The sequence below is a fragment of the Sporanaerobacter acetigenes DSM 13106 genome (assembly GCF_900130025.1).
Classification (GTDB): domain Bacteria; phylum Bacillota; class Clostridia; order Tissierellales; family Sporanaerobacteraceae; genus Sporanaerobacter; species Sporanaerobacter acetigenes.
The window spans coordinates 25,908-40,423 of sequence record NZ_FQXR01000009.1; the positions used below are offsets into that span (position 1 = coordinate 25,908).

The window sequence follows — 14,516 nt, forward strand, 5'->3', positions numbered from 1 at the left end:
AAATGAATATATTTAATAGTCAAATAAGGGGGATGAAATTGAGAAAAAAAATTTCCATGCTTTTAATATTTATTTTACTGTTTTCTACTATTTCTGTGAAAGCGGAAGACAATGGGGAGAAAGATGAAACGGTTATATCCATGGCAGGAGATGTTTTATTTGATGGAGTAATTAGAAAGTATTACAATCAATATGGGATAGGATATCCTTGGGGAAAAGTAAAAACTTATTTCACAAAGGATGACTTGACAATAGTAAATTTAGAGACCAGCATTACCAATGGAGGGAAAAAATGGCCAAACAAGCAGTACAATTTTAGATCTAGTCCCATGACACCAAAGGCGATGAAAGAATCAGGTATAGATGTGGTGACTCTTGCAAACAATCATGTGCTAGATTATGGATATGATGGATTTATGGATACGCTAAATAATTTAGATAAATACGAAATCAAGTATACAGGAGCTGGAAGAAATAAAAAGGAAGCAGTGAAGGGAATTGTAGCTGAGGAGAATGGAGTTAAAATTGGCATTGTAGCTTATTCAAGAGTTATACCGGATTCAAAGTGGTATGCAAACGATAAAAGACCTGGAGTTCTCAGCGGATATGATCCTTATGTAGATGAAATGTGTAAAAAGATTCAAGAGATGAAGAAAAACATAGATATAGTAGTTTTCTCTATTCACTGGGGAGTTGAAAGAAGTACTGCTCCAAGGGCACAAGAGATAAAGCTTGCTAAAAAAGCAATAGATAATGGTGCAGATGTTGTCATGGGTCATCATCCTCATGTTCTGCAAGGGATACAGGTTTATAAGGGAAAACCTATTTTTTATAGCTTAGGAAATTTTGTTTTCAATTCAACAAGTGAATTAAGCAAGAAGACTATGATTGGGCAAGTAGTCATAAAGAATAAGAAAATAGAAAGAGTAAATATCATACCATGTAAAATAGTTAATTCAAGACCTATACCTTTAGAGGGCAAAGATAAAGTAGAAGCCATATCCTATATAAATGGTCTATCTAAAGGGTTTAATACCAAGATAGAAAAAGAAGGATTTATAGATATAAAGTAGAATTTATAATATTTATTAAGCTATTATGGGTATATAAAAAGAAAATAAATGGGGGTGCTTTTATGTACGGTGTAATTCTTGAAGGTGGAGGAGCCAAAGGAGCATATCATATAGGAGCATATAAAGCTATAATGGATATGGGAATTGAAATTGGCGGAATAGCAGGCACTTCTGTTGGAGCGTTGAATGGTGCCATGTTGGTTCAAGGCGAATATGAGAAAGCCTATGAACTTTGGTACAATATGACTTATTCACGAGTCATAGAAGCCAATGATGAGAAAATAGAAAAAATAAAAAATGGGAAGATGAGTAGAAGTGATATAAAAAACTTAGCAGGGGCAATTAAAGGAGTTATAAATGATGGAGGATTAGATATAACTCCTTTGAGAAATTTGTTAGAAGAAGTAATAGATGAAGAAAAAATTAGAAATTCAGGAAAGGATTTTGGCATAGTCACAGTATCCCTTTCAGATTTAAAACCTGTGGAAATATATATTGAAGATATCCCTAAAGGAATGCTTGTAGATTATTTAATTGCTAGTGCATATTTTCCTGTATTTAAAAAAGAAAAAATAGATGGGAAAAAGTATATAGATGGAGGAGTTTACAACAATCTTCCTATAAATTTGCTTTCGGATAAAGGATATAAAGATTTAATTGCTATAAGGACTCATGGGGTAGGGAGAGCTAAAAAATTTGACACTAAAGATTTAAATATTATATATATTTCGCCCAATGAGGATTTAGGGAAAACCTTAGATTTTGACAGTGAAACAGCTAGAAGGGATTTGCAACTTGGATATTATGATGGAATAAAGGCTTTGAGAAAACTTAAGGGCTATAAATACTATATTGAACCTAAAAGAGATGAAGAATATTTTTTAAATACTCTATTAAATTTAGGTGAAGACAAAATTTTAGAGATAGGACAAGTTCTTGGTATAGAAAATGTACCTTATAGAAGGGCTTTGTTTGAGTTTATAATGCCAAAGATAAGTGAAATTTTAGGAACAGATAAAGAAAATGATTATGAAGATATTGTCATAAGATTCCTCGAAATATTGGCAGAAAAATATGATATAGAAAAATTCAAGATATATTCTTATGATGAATTTTTAGATATTGTCAAGAAACAATATAAAGAAAGAGAAATAAAAGAAGACAATGGAGGAATATTAGCTAAAGTTGTAAAAAAAGTAGATTTTCTTTCTGCATTGAACAAAGATGAAACAACTTTAAACATTGCGGATATCATATTTTAAAGCATGGGGACGAATCTATTTGACATAAAATAAATAAGAATGATATTATTAAATTGAAAATAGAATAGTGGTTTAGGTGCCCTATGGGTTAAAAGGGAAAGTGGTGAAATTCCACTACAGCCCCCGCTACTGTAAATGGTGACGAATTCCATATCCACTGGCTTTGCTGGGAAGGAGGAAAGAGGATTTAGCCATGAGTCAGGAAACCTGCCTGAACTAAAAGCATTCTTTCGGAGGGAAAGGTAGTGTTTGTTTTTGGTTTATAGGCAAGAGAACTTCGAGAAGGTTCTCTTTTTTTTGGAGGTGAGAAAGTGACAAGTATTATGGTACAAGGTACTACTTCTTCTGCAGGAAAGAGTATGCTTTGCACAGCATTGTGTAGAATATTTGTAGAAGATGGATTTACTGTATTTCCATTTAAATCTCAAAACATGTCATCTAAGTCTTATATCCTTGAAGATGACCGTGAAATAAGTACAGCACAAGCACTTCAAGCTGCTGCTGCTAGACTTAAGCCAGATTCAAGAATGAATCCCATTCTTTTGAAGCCTACTGGAGATAGAACTAGTCAAGTTTTTATAGATGGCGAAAATAAATATACTATGGATGCGGTAGAATATTTTAAATTTAAAAGTAGTTTAAAACCTATGATATTAAAGACGTTTAAAGAAATTGAGAGCACTTATGATGTAGTAGTCATAGAAGGGGCAGGGAGTCCAGCAGAAATAAATTTAAAGGAAAATGATATTGTAAATATGGGTATGGCTGAAATGGCAGATTCTCCAGTATTGTTGATAGCTGATATAGATAGAGGAGGTGTATTTGCATCTCTCTATGGAACAGTAATGCTTTTAGAGGAAGAAGAAAGGAAGAGAATAAAAGGACTTGTCATAAATAAGTTTAGAGGAGATATATCTCTTTTACAATCAGGCATAGACATGATAGAAAAACTAATTCATATTCCTGTAGTTGGAACTATTCCCTATGTTCATTTGGAACTTGAAGATGAAGATAGTCTTTTAGATTATGAAAAGAATTGCAATAGCAAAGAACAAAGGGAATGGGAAAGAGAAGAAGAGATATCTAAACTTGCAAAGGTAGTTAGAGAAAATATGAATATGGAGTATATTTACTCTGTTTTAAAGAAATAGGTGAATTATGTGATGGATATTATATTGGCAGTTCTTTTAGATTTGCTTATAGGAGATCCTTACAGTTTTCCTCATCCAGTGAAGTATATGGGAAAGCTTATTTCAGCGGAAGACAATTTGCAAAGAAAGATTTTCAAAACTAAAAGAGGACTTAAAATAGGAGGATTCATAATAGTTTTTTTGAATATTTGCATAGCCTATTTTGTTCCGTTTTTACTACTTAAAAGTATAAAAAAATATGAGCTTATATATCATATAGTTAATGTATATCTTATATATACTTGTATTGCCGCTAGATGTCTTCACAAAGAAGCAATGAAAGTATATAAAGCATTTGACGATGGAATAGAAGAGGCTAGATTGAAACTTTCGTATATAGTGGGAAGAGATACAGAAAACTTGACTGAATCTGAAATAATCAAGGCAGATATAGAAACGGTAGCAGAAAATACTTCTGATGGAGTCATTGCACCTATATTTTATATTTTACTTTTTGGAGCACCTGGTGGAATGATGTATAAAATGATAAATACTATGGATTCTATGCTTGGATATATGAACGAAAAATATATAGATTTGGGCTATTTTCCAGCGAGAGTAGATGATGTATTTAATTTTATCCCAGCAAGGATTTCAGGAATTTTGATGTGCGTATCTTCTATGTTTAAATATGATGTAAAAAATGGATTTAAAATAATGCTTAGAGATAGAAAAAATCATAAAAGTCCCAATTCAGCTTATCCTGAAGGAGCTGTGGCAGGACTTTTAAATATACAGCTTGGCGGAAGCAGCTATTATTTTGGGAAGATAGTAGAAAAACCTACTATTGGAGATGACAATAGGTCATTAGAAAAAGATGATATAAAAAGAACTGTTGAAATAATGTATAGAGCTGAAATGATTTTGATTTTTATTTATATTTGTATTGTTCTTTTAGAAAAGTAGGTGAGTTTATGGAACATGGTGGAGATTTAATTTCTTATAGTGATTTTTATGATGGAGAACTTATAGATTTTTCTAGCAATATAAATCCATTAGGGCCTCCTGGTGGATTGTATGAAATCCTTTCAAATTCCCTTCATACTTTGACAAGATATCCAGATATAAAATATAGACATCTTAAAAAGTGTATTGCTGATTATTTAAAATGTAGAGTTGGGAATGTAGTGGTTGGCAATGGGGCAGTTGAAATAATAGATAATTTTATACAGCTATTTAACAGAGTTGTAGTATTTGTACCTTCTTTTATTGAATATGAAAAAAGAGGGAAAATACATGGAAAAGAAGTTTTAAGATTAAATTATACAGAAGATTTCAAGATAGATTTAAATATTTTAGAAATTAATATAAAACATGGAGATTTACTTATTTTAGGGAACCCCAACAATCCCACAGGTTTAAGAATTGAAAGAGAGATATTGTCAAGTATATATAAAATAGTTAAAAAGAAAGATGGTTTTTTACTTTTAGATGAGGCATTTTATGAATTTTGTCCTGAAGATTATGATAGCATAGACATATTTAAGGACTATGACTTTGAAAATGTAGGAATCATAAGGGCAGCAACTAAATTTTTTGCTCTTCCAGGAATTCGTTTGGGATATGGATGTACTTCCATAGATTTAAAAAAAACATATGATGCTATGGAATTACCTTGGAGTATAAACTCCTTGGCAGAAATAGCTGGAAACTATATTTTTAGTTGTAAGGATTATATAGAAAAAAGTAAATTATATATGGGAAATGAAAGAAAATTTATATTTGAGGAGCTTTCAAAAATAAATGGATTAAAACCCCATAGTACTGATACCAATTATATGCTTATTAAATTGCTTAAATGGAATGAAGAATATGTATTCAATTATTTTCTTAAAGAAGGTATGGTTATAAGAAAGTGTTCTGGTTTTCAAGGACTTGATACTAGCTATATTCGAATAGCCATAAAAAGAAGAGAAGATAATCTAAAGCTCATTGAGACTTTTAAAAATTTGGAGAGGATATAGATGAAGAGTATTATGATTTCGGCTCCTTCTAGTGGAAGTGGGAAGACTATAATTACATTAGGAATTGTGAGGGCCCTTAAAAAAAGAGGATTAAATGTATGTTGCTATAAGACAGGTCCAGACTATATAGACAAGAAATTTTTAGAGTTGGCTTCTGGATCAGCTGCTGGGAATTTAGATATTCATCTTATGGGAATGGATGGAATAGAACGTTCCCTTTCCATGGGGAATGGAGAAGTTGCAGTAGTAGAAGGTGCTATGGGATACTTTGATGGAATTTACAATACTTTTGAAAATTCATCCTATGATATTTCAAGAAAACTTAATATAAATACAATACTTGTATATACTCCAAAGGGAGAAATGTTTTCAGCTATACCCAAGATAAAGGGTATGGTAGATTTTCAAGATTCAAATATAGTTGGAGTTATTTTAAATAAAGTCAGAAAAGACATATATGCATTGATGAAAGAACAAATTGAAAAGTATATAGGTGTAAAAGTATTGGGGTTTGTAGAAGAAGACAGGGAACTGAAAATAAATAGTAGACATTTAGGGCTTGTCCAAGGTGAAGAAATAGAAAATATTGATGAGCTTATAGAAAAGGCTTCTGTGCAGATAGAAAACAATGTGGATTTAGATAGTTTGATAGCTAGTATGAGTCAAGTAGCGACAAAAGAATATGTATATCCAACCAAAAGAGATGTAGTAGTGGCTATAGCCTATGACAAAGCTTTTTCTTTTTATTATAGAGAAAATTTAAATTTATTTGAAAACACTACAGAGGTAGCTTATTTTTCTCCTATAAAGGATAAGCAAATTCCTAAATGTGATCTTCTTTACTTAGGGGGTGGCTATCCTGAAGTTTTCAGTGAATTTCTTTCAAAAAATATAGAGATGAGAAAATCAATAAAAAAATTTGCTGAAAGTGGAGGACATATTTATGCGGAATGTGGAGGATTTATGTATTTGATGAGTGATATAGAAGGACATAAAATGTGCGGTGTATTTAATGGAACAAGCAAAATGACTGACAAATTACAAAGATTTGGCTATATAAATATAGAACTAATGAAGGATTGTATTTTAGGGAAAAAGGGGGATGTCTTGACTGGTCATGAATTTCATAAATCTATGATCCAAATAGATAAAGAAGAAGTTTATAGTATAACTAAACCTATGAGTAGCAAAAGGTGGAATTGTGGATATATATACAAAAATGTATTGGCAGGATATCCTCATATAAATTTTTTAGGCAATATGAATGCGTTTTTAAATTTATTAGATATTGTTGAAAAGGAGAAATTAAAATGTATGTAAAAAAACCTATGGAAATAGAAAAAAAGAGCATGGAAATTATTGAGGAGATTATGGGAGATACTTACTTTTCTGAAGAAGAAAAACTAGTCGTTAAAAGAATGATTCATACTACAGGAGATTTTGATTATAGAAAAATAGCAGTATTTCAAAATGATTTTTTAAATACTGCTGTTAAAGGAATAAAAGCTGGTGGAACTATATTTACTGATACCAAAATGGTTGCAGCAGGAATAAATAAAACAGCTCTTTCAAAGACTTCATGCCAATTGAAATATTTTATAGATGATAAAAAAGTAGTAGAGCTTTCAAAAACATTGGGGACTACTAGATCAGCTTGTTCAATAGATATAGCAGTATCAGAGGGAATAGATATGTTTGTTATAGGCAATGCGCCTACTGCTATTTTTAGACTTCTTGAAGTGATAGATGAAGGAAAGGTAAATCCAAAATTTGTTGTGGGAGTTCCAGTTGGTTTTGTAGGAGCGGCTGAATCAAAAGAAAGTTTAAGAAAATATGCTATACCATCTATATCAACAGTTGGAACCAAAGGTGGAAGCAATGTAGCAGCCTCTATTATAAATGCAATATTATATATGGTGGTAGGAAGATGAATGAGGAATTATATGTAATAAAAGAAGGCAAAAAACTTAAATGTGGCTATACAACTGGTAGTTGTGCTGCAGCAGCTGCTAAAGCGTCAGCTAAATTACTTAAAGGTGAAAGAGCTTTTTTTATAGAGATAGACACTCCCGCCCAAATTAAACTTAAACTTGAAGTGAAAAATCAATATATAGATGGGGAGTGGGCTCATTCTACTATCATAAAAGATGGTGGAGATGATCCAGATGTGACAGATGGTATGGAAATATGTGCAAAGGTAAGAAAAAGAAATGATGGACAAGTCTTCATAGATGGAGGAGAGGGAATAGGTAGAATATGCAGAAAAGGACTGTTTGGAGAAGTAGGAGATGCAGCTATAAATCCCGTACCTAGAAGTATGATAGAAAAGGAGATAAAAGAAATCTCAAATTGTGGATATGATGTGGTCATATATGCTCCTATGGGAAAAGAAATTGCCAAGAAAACTTACAATACAAACATAGGAATAGAAGGCGGTATTTCTATAATTGGAACCAAAGGAATAGTATATCCCATGTCAGAAGATGCTCTCATAAAGACTATATATTTAGAAGTTGATACAGTGGGTGAAAACATAGGAAAAGAGAATATAATACTTGTACCAGGAAATTATGGAGAAAAAATTGCAGATGCATTGAATTTACAAGGAGGAAAAGTAAAGATTTCAAACTATATAGGAGATAGTCTACTGTATGTCTATAATAACAAATTTAAGGCTATAACCCTCGTTGGACATATTGGAAAATTTTCAAAACTATCAATAGGAATATTTAATACTCATAGTAGAGTATGTGATGGAAGAATTGAAGCTTTTATATATTACTTAGCACTGAGGTGTGCTCCTATAGATATCATAGAAAAAGTAAAGGCTGCTATGACGGCAGAAGAGGCCTTAAATATATGTATAGACAATGGATATGATGAAATAGTTTATGATATGGAAAGAGGTTGCGAAGAAAAGATAAAAGTGTATTTGAAAGATGAACATTATCCTGTGAAGGTGATTATATATTCTATGGAAAGAGGTGCATTTACTTGCTCACAGTAGCTGGGATAGGACCTGGGAATACTAAATATTTAACTGCTCAAGTAGTGGAAGCTATAAATTCAGCTGAATGTATTGTAGCTTTTGGAAGGGCAGGAGAGTCAATAAAAGCTTTGAGAAGTGATTATATAAAAGTTAAAAATGTAGATGAAGTGTATAGATATTCGTTAATGAAAGAAAATGTTTTGATTCTTGCATCTGGGGATCCTTGTTTTTATGGTATACTAGAGTATTTAAAAAATAAAGATATATTAGTAGATGAAGTTTTTCCTGGGTTGTCTTCTTTTCAATATATGATGGGAAAGCTTAAGAAAAGCTGGCACAATTCCAGATTTCTATCTCTTCATGGGAGAGATGAAAGTCTAGAAGTAGCATTTAATAGTCCTATGACTATTATACTTACAGATAGCACAAATACACCAAGAGTTATATCTAAAAAATTGCATGAATTGGGGCTAAGAGGAAGTATGTATATAGGATACAATTTGTCCTATAAAGATGAATGCATATTGAAAATAAATATAGGAGAAGAAATAGAAGATATTTCTTCTTTGGCAGTGGTGGTGGTGGAAAATGAAATGGATTAGAGATGAGGAATTTATTCGGGGAGATATTCCTATGACTAAATTTAATATTAGAATACTTGTCATTGCCCATTTAGCTATTGAAAAAGGAGATAGACTATTAGATATAGGATCTGGAACAGGTAGTATATCTGTAGAATCAGCATTGCAAGGTGCAAATGTCTGGGCTATTGAAAAGGAGAAAGAAGGAGTAGATATTATAAATAAAAATAGTATTAAGTTTAATGTAAATTTAAATTTAATAGAGGGACAAGCTCCAGAAGATTTGCCAGATATTGAGTTCAATAAATGTTTTATAGGTGGCAGTGGAGGAAAACTTAATGAGATATTCAAATATTTGGAAACTCATCTAGAAGCAGGTGGTATTGTTTGTGGGAACTTTATTAGATTGCAAAATTTAGACAATTTTATTCAATTTCTAGAAGAATATAAATACGAAAATATAGGAGTACAGTTAATTCAATCTTCCTATATGGATAAAATTGGACTTATGAAGGGACAAAATCCAATATTTATAGTTAAGGGAATGAAAAGGAGGCTAGAAAATGATTAGTTTTGTTGGAGCAGGTCCAGGAGATGTAGATCTTATAACGGTCAAAGGTAGAAGACTTTTAGAAGGAGCAGATATTGTTATTTATGCTGGGAGTTTAGTATCTAAGGCACATTTAGATTATTGTAAAGATAAATGTAAATTTTACAATAGTGCTTATATGACATTGGAAGAAGTTATAGAAAAAATGGTAGAAGGAGAAGAAAAAGGGCTTAAAGTTGTGAGACTTCATACAGGGGACCCTACTATATATGGAGCAATAAAAGAACAGATGGATTTTCTTGATAAAAAAGATATACAGTATGAGGTTATTCCAGGGGTTAGTTCTTTCACTGCAGCTTGTTCAGCTATAAAAAGTGAATTTACACTTCCAAGTTTAAGTCAAACTGTTATACTTACCCGAATAGAAGGAAGAACCAGTGTGCCAGAAAGTGAAGACTTAGAAAAATTAGCTTCTTATGGGGCTTCTATGGCCATATTTCTTTCTGTGCAACAGATAGAAAATGTAGTTGAAAAATTAAAAAGAGGATATAAAAGAGGAGATGTACCTATTGCAGTAGTATATAAAGCTACTTGGGAAGATGAAAAAATCCTTATAGGTACTTTAAATGATATTGTAGACAAAGTGAAAAAGGAAGGCATAAATAAAACTGCTCAAATATTAGTGGGGGATTTTATAGATAGTTCTTATGAGAGATCTAAATTGTATGATCCAAAGTTCACCCATGAATATAGGGAGGCGAAAAATTGAAGGTAGCATGTCTATCTTTTACAGACAAAGGTAGAGATATAGGGTGTAAATTAGAGCAATATAGGGATAAAAAAGCTTTTCTAGAAATTCATCACTATAACAATTCACAAGTCGAGGGTGGAATAAAATCCATATTAGAAAATATAGTTAAGGAATATGAGGGGATAGTATTTATTTCAGCTACGGGTATAGCAGTACGAATGATTTCTCCATACGTAATAGATAAAACTGTAGATCCAGCTGTAGTAGTTGTTGACGATTTGGGAAGATATTCCATAAGCTTATTGTCAGGGCATATAGGTGGAGGAAATAGATTGTGTGAAATTGTAGGAGAAATACTTGGGGCAAAGTCAATCATAACTACTGCTTCTGATGGGAGGAAGATAGAAGCAGTAGATATATTTGCCATGAGAAAAGGCTATGTTATGGAGAATATGGAAGAGGTAAAGCAGATAACCAGTATGATGGTTAATGATAAAAGAATAGGCTATTTTTCTGAAATGGAAGGTCATATAAGATATGATAATTTGGTTTTTATTCATGGATTAGAAAATGTAAAGAAATATCAAGACAAGGTAGATGGAGTATTGTGTATAAGTTCTATAAAGTATATAGATATCACTATACCCCATGTAGTATTGAGGCCTAAAAATTTAAATATAGGAGTAGGTTGTAAAAAAGGTACTAGTGGAAAAGAAATAATAAATGCTATATTAGATGTGCTTGATAAAAATAATTTTTCATCAAGTTCTATAAAGTCTATAAATACTATTGAAATAAAAAGCGGTGAATTAGGTATTTTAGAAGCTGCAAGTTATTTTAAATGTCCTAGGAATATTTATACTGTAGAAGAAATAAAAATAGTGGAAGAAAAATTTGGGAAAAGCGATTTTGTTAAAAGAAATGTAGGAGTTTATTCTGTCAGTGAACCCTGTGCGTATCTATCAGGAGGAGAGATAGTGGTAGGGAAAACCAAATGTAATGGTATAACTGTGGCAGTTTCAAAGGAGATGATTTAGTATGTCTAAACTTTATGTAGTAGGTATAGGGCCAGGCGGAAGAAAAAATATGACAATCAGAGCAGTAGAGGCTATAAAAAAATGTTCAGTAATAGTAGGATATGCTCCCTATATTGAATATTTGGGAGATTTAAAAAAAGGAAAGGAAATTTATTCAACGGGAATGAGGGGAGAAATTGAAAGATGTAATATAGCCATAAAAAAAGCAAAAGAAGGAAAAGACACTGCTATCATAAGCACTGGAGATTCAGGCCTTTATGGTATGGCTGGACCAATTTTGGAATTGGCTGAAAGAATAGACGTAGAAATAATACCTGGAATAGTAGCTGCCTTCTCAGCTGCTAGTGAATTGGGTGCTCCCATTATGCATGACTATTGTTCTATTAGCTTGAGTGATTTGATGACTCCTTGGGATGTAATAGAAAAGAGAATAGAATATGCATCTTGTGGGGATTTTGTTATAACAATCTACAATCCAAAGAGTAAAACTAGGACTGATCATTTAAAAAAAGCTGTGGATATAATGCTTAAATATAAAGGACCAAAGACACCTGTGGGGATAGTTAAAAACTCGGGAAGGGCCGATACGGAAAAATATATTACTACTTTAGATGATATAGACTATGATATTGTAGATATGATGTGTGTTTTAATTATTGGCAACAACAACACCTATATAAAAGATGGCTTCATTATAACTCCTAGGGGGTATGAAATTTGATATGGATAATAGGAGGGACTAGTGAAGCAAGTATTCTTTCACGGAAAATAGAGGATGTAGATGATTTTGTCATAACTAGTGCTACTGAAAGTGAAGAGGAATTTATAGATTTGAACAAGCTAATTGTTGGAAGAATGGGATTAGAGGATATGTTGAATTTTGTTGAAGAGAAGGATATAAGTCTTATAGTTGATTTGTCTCATCCCTATGCCAAAATTGTAAGTGAAAATGCTAGGAAAGTATCCAAAATAAAAAATATAATGTATATAAGATATGTTAGAAAAAAATCAGAAATTCCTTCAAATGCTATATATTTAAAAACTTATGAAGATTGTATAGAGTATCTTAAAAATATTTCTGGGACTGTATTTTTCACTACAGGTTCAAAAAACATAGGAGATTTTGAAAAAATAAGGGAAAACAATAGATTTATCTATAGGATACTTCCTGCCAATAGTAGTATAGAAGAATGTAAGGAATGGAATGTAGCAATGAAAGATATTGTAGCTATTCTGGGACCATTTTCTATAGATTTCAATAAATCTATGTTTAAAGAATACAATGCAGATTATGTAGTTATGAAAGACAGTGGAGAAGCAGGGGGGACATTAGAAAAGATACTTGCTTGTAATGAATTAAATATATTACCTATAGTAATAGGGAGAGAAAAAGAAGATGGAATTGATGATTTAGATGAAATTGAAAAAATTATAAGAAATCAAAAAAAGAAAGGAGAATAGCTATGGAAAATTCATATAGGTTTTATAGAAATACGGCGTGTAAGTATTTTCCATGTCACAAGGTGAAAAATGAAGAGGATTTTAATTGCATGTTTTGCTACTGTCCTCTCTATTTTTTGGAAGACTGTGGAGGGAATCATAAAGATTATAATGGAATAAAAGATTGTAGCAATTGTCTTATACCTCATTCGCCAAATGGGTATGACTATATCAACAACAAAATAATGGCTATAAACAGGGAAAAAATGAAAAACAGTGATTCTTGCAAATAATTTTTGTATAATGTATAATGGATGTAAAATTTAAGTGATTTTTTGCTAGAGGGGAGTAGCTGCAAATATTTGCAAATAGGATCAACATACTGGTAGAAATACCTGGTTCTATTTACTCTTACAAAAAAGAGGAGCGAGACTTTTAGCTTAATGGGGAACAATACCTATTAAGCTAAAAGTTTTTTTTCTATGTAAACAAAAGGAGGATGGAATTGTGTTTAGTGAACTGATGAGAAGTTTTTTACTTATTTTTGCAGCTGAAATGGGAGATAAAACTCAAATTTTAGCTATGACTTTTGCAACTCAATACAAGGTGAGACAAGTGCTTTTAGGTGTTTTTTTTGGAGTATTTTTAAATCATGGTATAGCTATAGTCCTTGGAAGATATCTTTCGAAGATCATTCCAATGAGTTTTATTCAAATAGTTGCAGGTTTGCTTTTTGTAGTTTTTGGTATATTAGCATTAGTGGATGAAGACGATGAAGAACAAAGTAGAAATAAAAATAACTTTGGTCCTGTAATGACTGTGGCTTTGGCATTTTTTGTTGGAGAATTGGGAGATAAAACTCAACTTACTGCTATGACATTGGCTACAGAAGGAAATTATCCGTTTTTCATACTTATGGGAACTACTTTGGGAATGATAGCTGTAAGTGGCATAGGGATTTTTGTAGGGAGCAAAATAGGTGAAAAAATTCCAGATATTTTTATAAAGCTTATTTCATCCTTTGTATTCATAACTTTTGGTACACTAAAATTTTTTCAGACTATGCCAAGTAAGTATCTAACATCTTTAAATATTGGACTTTATTTTGGAATATTGTCATTATTAGCTATTATATTCATAAAAAAACTCATATTGAAAAGAAAATCTGGAGAAAAATCAGCATTAAAGGAAGTAGCAGCGACACTTTATATACAGATGCAAGAACTAAATGAAGCAGTAAATGGTATTTGTTTAGGTGAAGGAACTTGTGGTATGTGCATGGGAAATGAATGTATTATTGGATATACTAAAAAAATTCTTAAAGATGCAAGAGAAAATGAAAAGTATTATATTGATGATGATATAAATTTAAATGTGAATGATAAAAAATTTGACATAGATAAAGTGGTAGAAGCATTGAGTTTAATAATAGCAGATTATATGAGATATGGAGTAGATAAAGATGATAAATTTATTGTCAATAAAGTCAGAGTAGCCCTAGAAAAAATTGCTTTTGGCAAGAAATTGTATTTTGATGGGAATATAGATAAGTATATAAAGAGTATTTATAGACAAAATGAATATATAGGAGAAAAAATAGAAAAAGATATACGATAATCATTATCAAATGAAAAATCGTTTAAATAATATTTATTTGGGAATATATAAATTGAAAGCAA

The 14,516-nt window shown here is 31.5% G+C and carries 16 protein-coding genes and 1 riboswitch; all 16 genes read left to right on the forward strand.

Features of this window, described 5'->3' with window-relative positions:
* The first annotated feature begins 38 nt into the window (after positions 1–38).
* The 16 genes from BUA21_RS09630 to BUA21_RS09705 all read left to right on the forward strand — a co-directional run bounded on the left by BUA21_RS09630 (position 39) and on the right by BUA21_RS09705 (position 14,454).
* Positions 39–1,073: a CapA family protein gene (locus BUA21_RS09630; protein WP_159429098.1), complete on the forward strand. Its 1,035-nt coding sequence runs from the start codon at positions 39–41 to the stop codon at positions 1,071–1,073.
* A gap of 62 nt (positions 1,074–1,135) precedes the next feature.
* Entirely contained in the window at positions 1,136–2,335 is a 1,200-nt protein-coding gene (locus BUA21_RS09635; protein ID WP_072744620.1) for a patatin-like phospholipase family protein, read from the forward strand.
* 57 nt (positions 2,336–2,392) lie between these two features.
* A riboswitch (cobalamin riboswitch) is annotated at positions 2,393–2,564 on the forward strand.
* Positions 2,565–2,646: 82 nt separating this feature from the next.
* Positions 2,647–3,486: a cobyric acid synthase gene (locus tag BUA21_RS09640; RefSeq protein ID WP_072744621.1), complete on the forward strand. Its 840-nt coding sequence runs from the start codon at positions 2,647–2,649 to the stop codon at positions 3,484–3,486.
* A 12-nt stretch (positions 3,487–3,498) separates the two neighbouring features.
* Positions 3,499–4,431, forward strand: coding sequence for an adenosylcobinamide-phosphate synthase CbiB (gene cbiB, locus BUA21_RS09645; protein WP_084604232.1), 933 nt, complete (start codon positions 3,499–3,501; stop codon positions 4,429–4,431).
* An 8-nt stretch (positions 4,432–4,439) separates the two neighbouring features.
* Positions 4,440–5,489, forward strand: coding sequence for a pyridoxal phosphate-dependent aminotransferase (locus BUA21_RS09650; RefSeq protein ID WP_072744623.1), 1,050 nt, complete (start codon positions 4,440–4,442; stop codon positions 5,487–5,489).
* Complete coding sequence (locus BUA21_RS09655) at positions 5,490–6,809, forward strand: cobyrinate a,c-diamide synthase (RefSeq protein WP_072744624.1); 1,320 nt, start codon at positions 5,490–5,492, stop codon at positions 6,807–6,809.
* The gene (locus tag BUA21_RS09660; RefSeq protein WP_072744625.1) at positions 6,800–7,420 is read left to right on the forward strand and encodes a precorrin-8X methylmutase; all 621 of its coding nucleotides are present in this window, start codon (positions 6,800–6,802) and stop codon (positions 7,418–7,420) included. The genes BUA21_RS09655 and BUA21_RS09660 overlap by 10 nt, the downstream gene beginning before the upstream one ends.
* Positions 7,417–8,496: a cobalt-precorrin-5B (C(1))-methyltransferase CbiD gene (gene cbiD / locus BUA21_RS09665; RefSeq protein ID WP_072744626.1), complete on the forward strand. Its 1,080-nt coding sequence runs from the start codon at positions 7,417–7,419 to the stop codon at positions 8,494–8,496. The genes BUA21_RS09660 and cbiD overlap by 4 nt, the downstream gene beginning before the upstream one ends.
* Positions 8,484–9,080, forward strand: coding sequence for a precorrin-6y C5,15-methyltransferase (decarboxylating) subunit CbiE (gene cbiE, locus BUA21_RS09670; RefSeq protein WP_072744627.1), 597 nt, complete (start codon positions 8,484–8,486; stop codon positions 9,078–9,080). Before cbiD ends, cbiE begins: the two co-directional genes overlap by 13 nt.
* Positions 9,067–9,630 (forward strand): precorrin-6Y C5,15-methyltransferase (decarboxylating) subunit CbiT, encoded by a 564-nt coding sequence (gene cbiT / locus BUA21_RS09675; protein WP_072744628.1) that lies wholly within the window; start codon positions 9,067–9,069, stop codon positions 9,628–9,630. The genes cbiE and cbiT overlap by 14 nt, the downstream gene beginning before the upstream one ends.
* The gene (gene cobM / locus BUA21_RS09680; RefSeq protein ID WP_072744629.1) at positions 9,623–10,378 is read left to right on the forward strand and encodes a precorrin-4 C(11)-methyltransferase; all 756 of its coding nucleotides are present in this window, start codon (positions 9,623–9,625) and stop codon (positions 10,376–10,378) included. Before cbiT ends, cobM begins: the two co-directional genes overlap by 8 nt.
* Positions 10,375–11,397 carry a cobalt-precorrin 5A hydrolase gene (cbiG, locus tag BUA21_RS09685; RefSeq protein WP_072744630.1) on the forward strand — a complete coding sequence of 341 codons (1,023 nt, stop codon included), beginning with the start codon at positions 10,375–10,377 and terminating at the stop codon, positions 11,395–11,397. The genes cobM and cbiG overlap by 4 nt, the downstream gene beginning before the upstream one ends.
* Before the next feature lies 1 nt (position 11,398).
* A complete protein-coding gene (gene cobJ, locus BUA21_RS09690) occupies positions 11,399–12,118 on the forward strand; it encodes a precorrin-3B C(17)-methyltransferase (RefSeq protein WP_072744631.1) in 720 nt (239 codons plus the stop codon).
* Positions 12,115–12,858 carry a precorrin-6A reductase gene (cobK, locus tag BUA21_RS09695; protein WP_072744632.1) on the forward strand — a complete coding sequence of 248 codons (744 nt, stop codon included), beginning with the start codon at positions 12,115–12,117 and terminating at the stop codon, positions 12,856–12,858. The genes cobJ and cobK overlap by 4 nt, the downstream gene beginning before the upstream one ends.
* 2 nt (positions 12,859–12,860) lie before the next feature.
* Positions 12,861–13,130 carry a cysteine-rich small domain-containing protein gene (locus tag BUA21_RS09700; protein WP_072744633.1) on the forward strand — a complete coding sequence of 90 codons (270 nt, stop codon included), beginning with the start codon at positions 12,861–12,863 and terminating at the stop codon, positions 13,128–13,130.
* Between the two features lie 214 nt (positions 13,131–13,344).
* Entirely contained in the window at positions 13,345–14,454 is a 1,110-nt protein-coding gene (locus BUA21_RS09705) for a TMEM165/GDT1 family protein (protein WP_072744634.1), read from the forward strand.
* Positions 14,455–14,516 lie beyond the last annotated feature (62 nt).

Coding starts and splice junctions, on each gene's coding strand:
- BUA21_RS09700 (WP_072744633.1), top strand. CDS start 12,861: ATGGAAAATTCATATAGGTTTTATAGAAATACGGCGTGTAAGTATTTT.
- BUA21_RS09635 (WP_072744620.1), top strand. CDS start 1,136: ATGTACGGTGTAATTCTTGAAGGTGGAGGAGCCAAAGGAGCATATCAT.
- BUA21_RS09660 (WP_072744625.1), top strand. CDS start 6,800: ATGTATGTAAAAAAACCTATGGAAATAGAAAAAAAGAGCATGGAAATT.
- cobM (WP_072744629.1), top strand. CDS start 9,623: ATGATTAGTTTTGTTGGAGCAGGTCCAGGAGATGTAGATCTTATAACG.
- BUA21_RS09655 (WP_072744624.1), top strand. CDS start 5,490: ATGAAGAGTATTATGATTTCGGCTCCTTCTAGTGGAAGTGGGAAGACT.
- cbiT (WP_072744628.1), top strand. CDS start 9,067: ATGAAATGGATTAGAGATGAGGAATTTATTCGGGGAGATATTCCTATG.
- cbiB (WP_084604232.1), top strand. CDS start 3,499: ATGGATATTATATTGGCAGTTCTTTTAGATTTGCTTATAGGAGATCCT.
- cobJ (WP_072744631.1), top strand. CDS start 11,399: ATGTCTAAACTTTATGTAGTAGGTATAGGGCCAGGCGGAAGAAAAAAT.
- cbiD (WP_072744626.1), top strand. CDS start 7,417: ATGAATGAGGAATTATATGTAATAAAAGAAGGCAAAAAACTTAAATGT.
- BUA21_RS09650 (WP_072744623.1), top strand. CDS start 4,440: ATGGAACATGGTGGAGATTTAATTTCTTATAGTGATTTTTATGATGGA.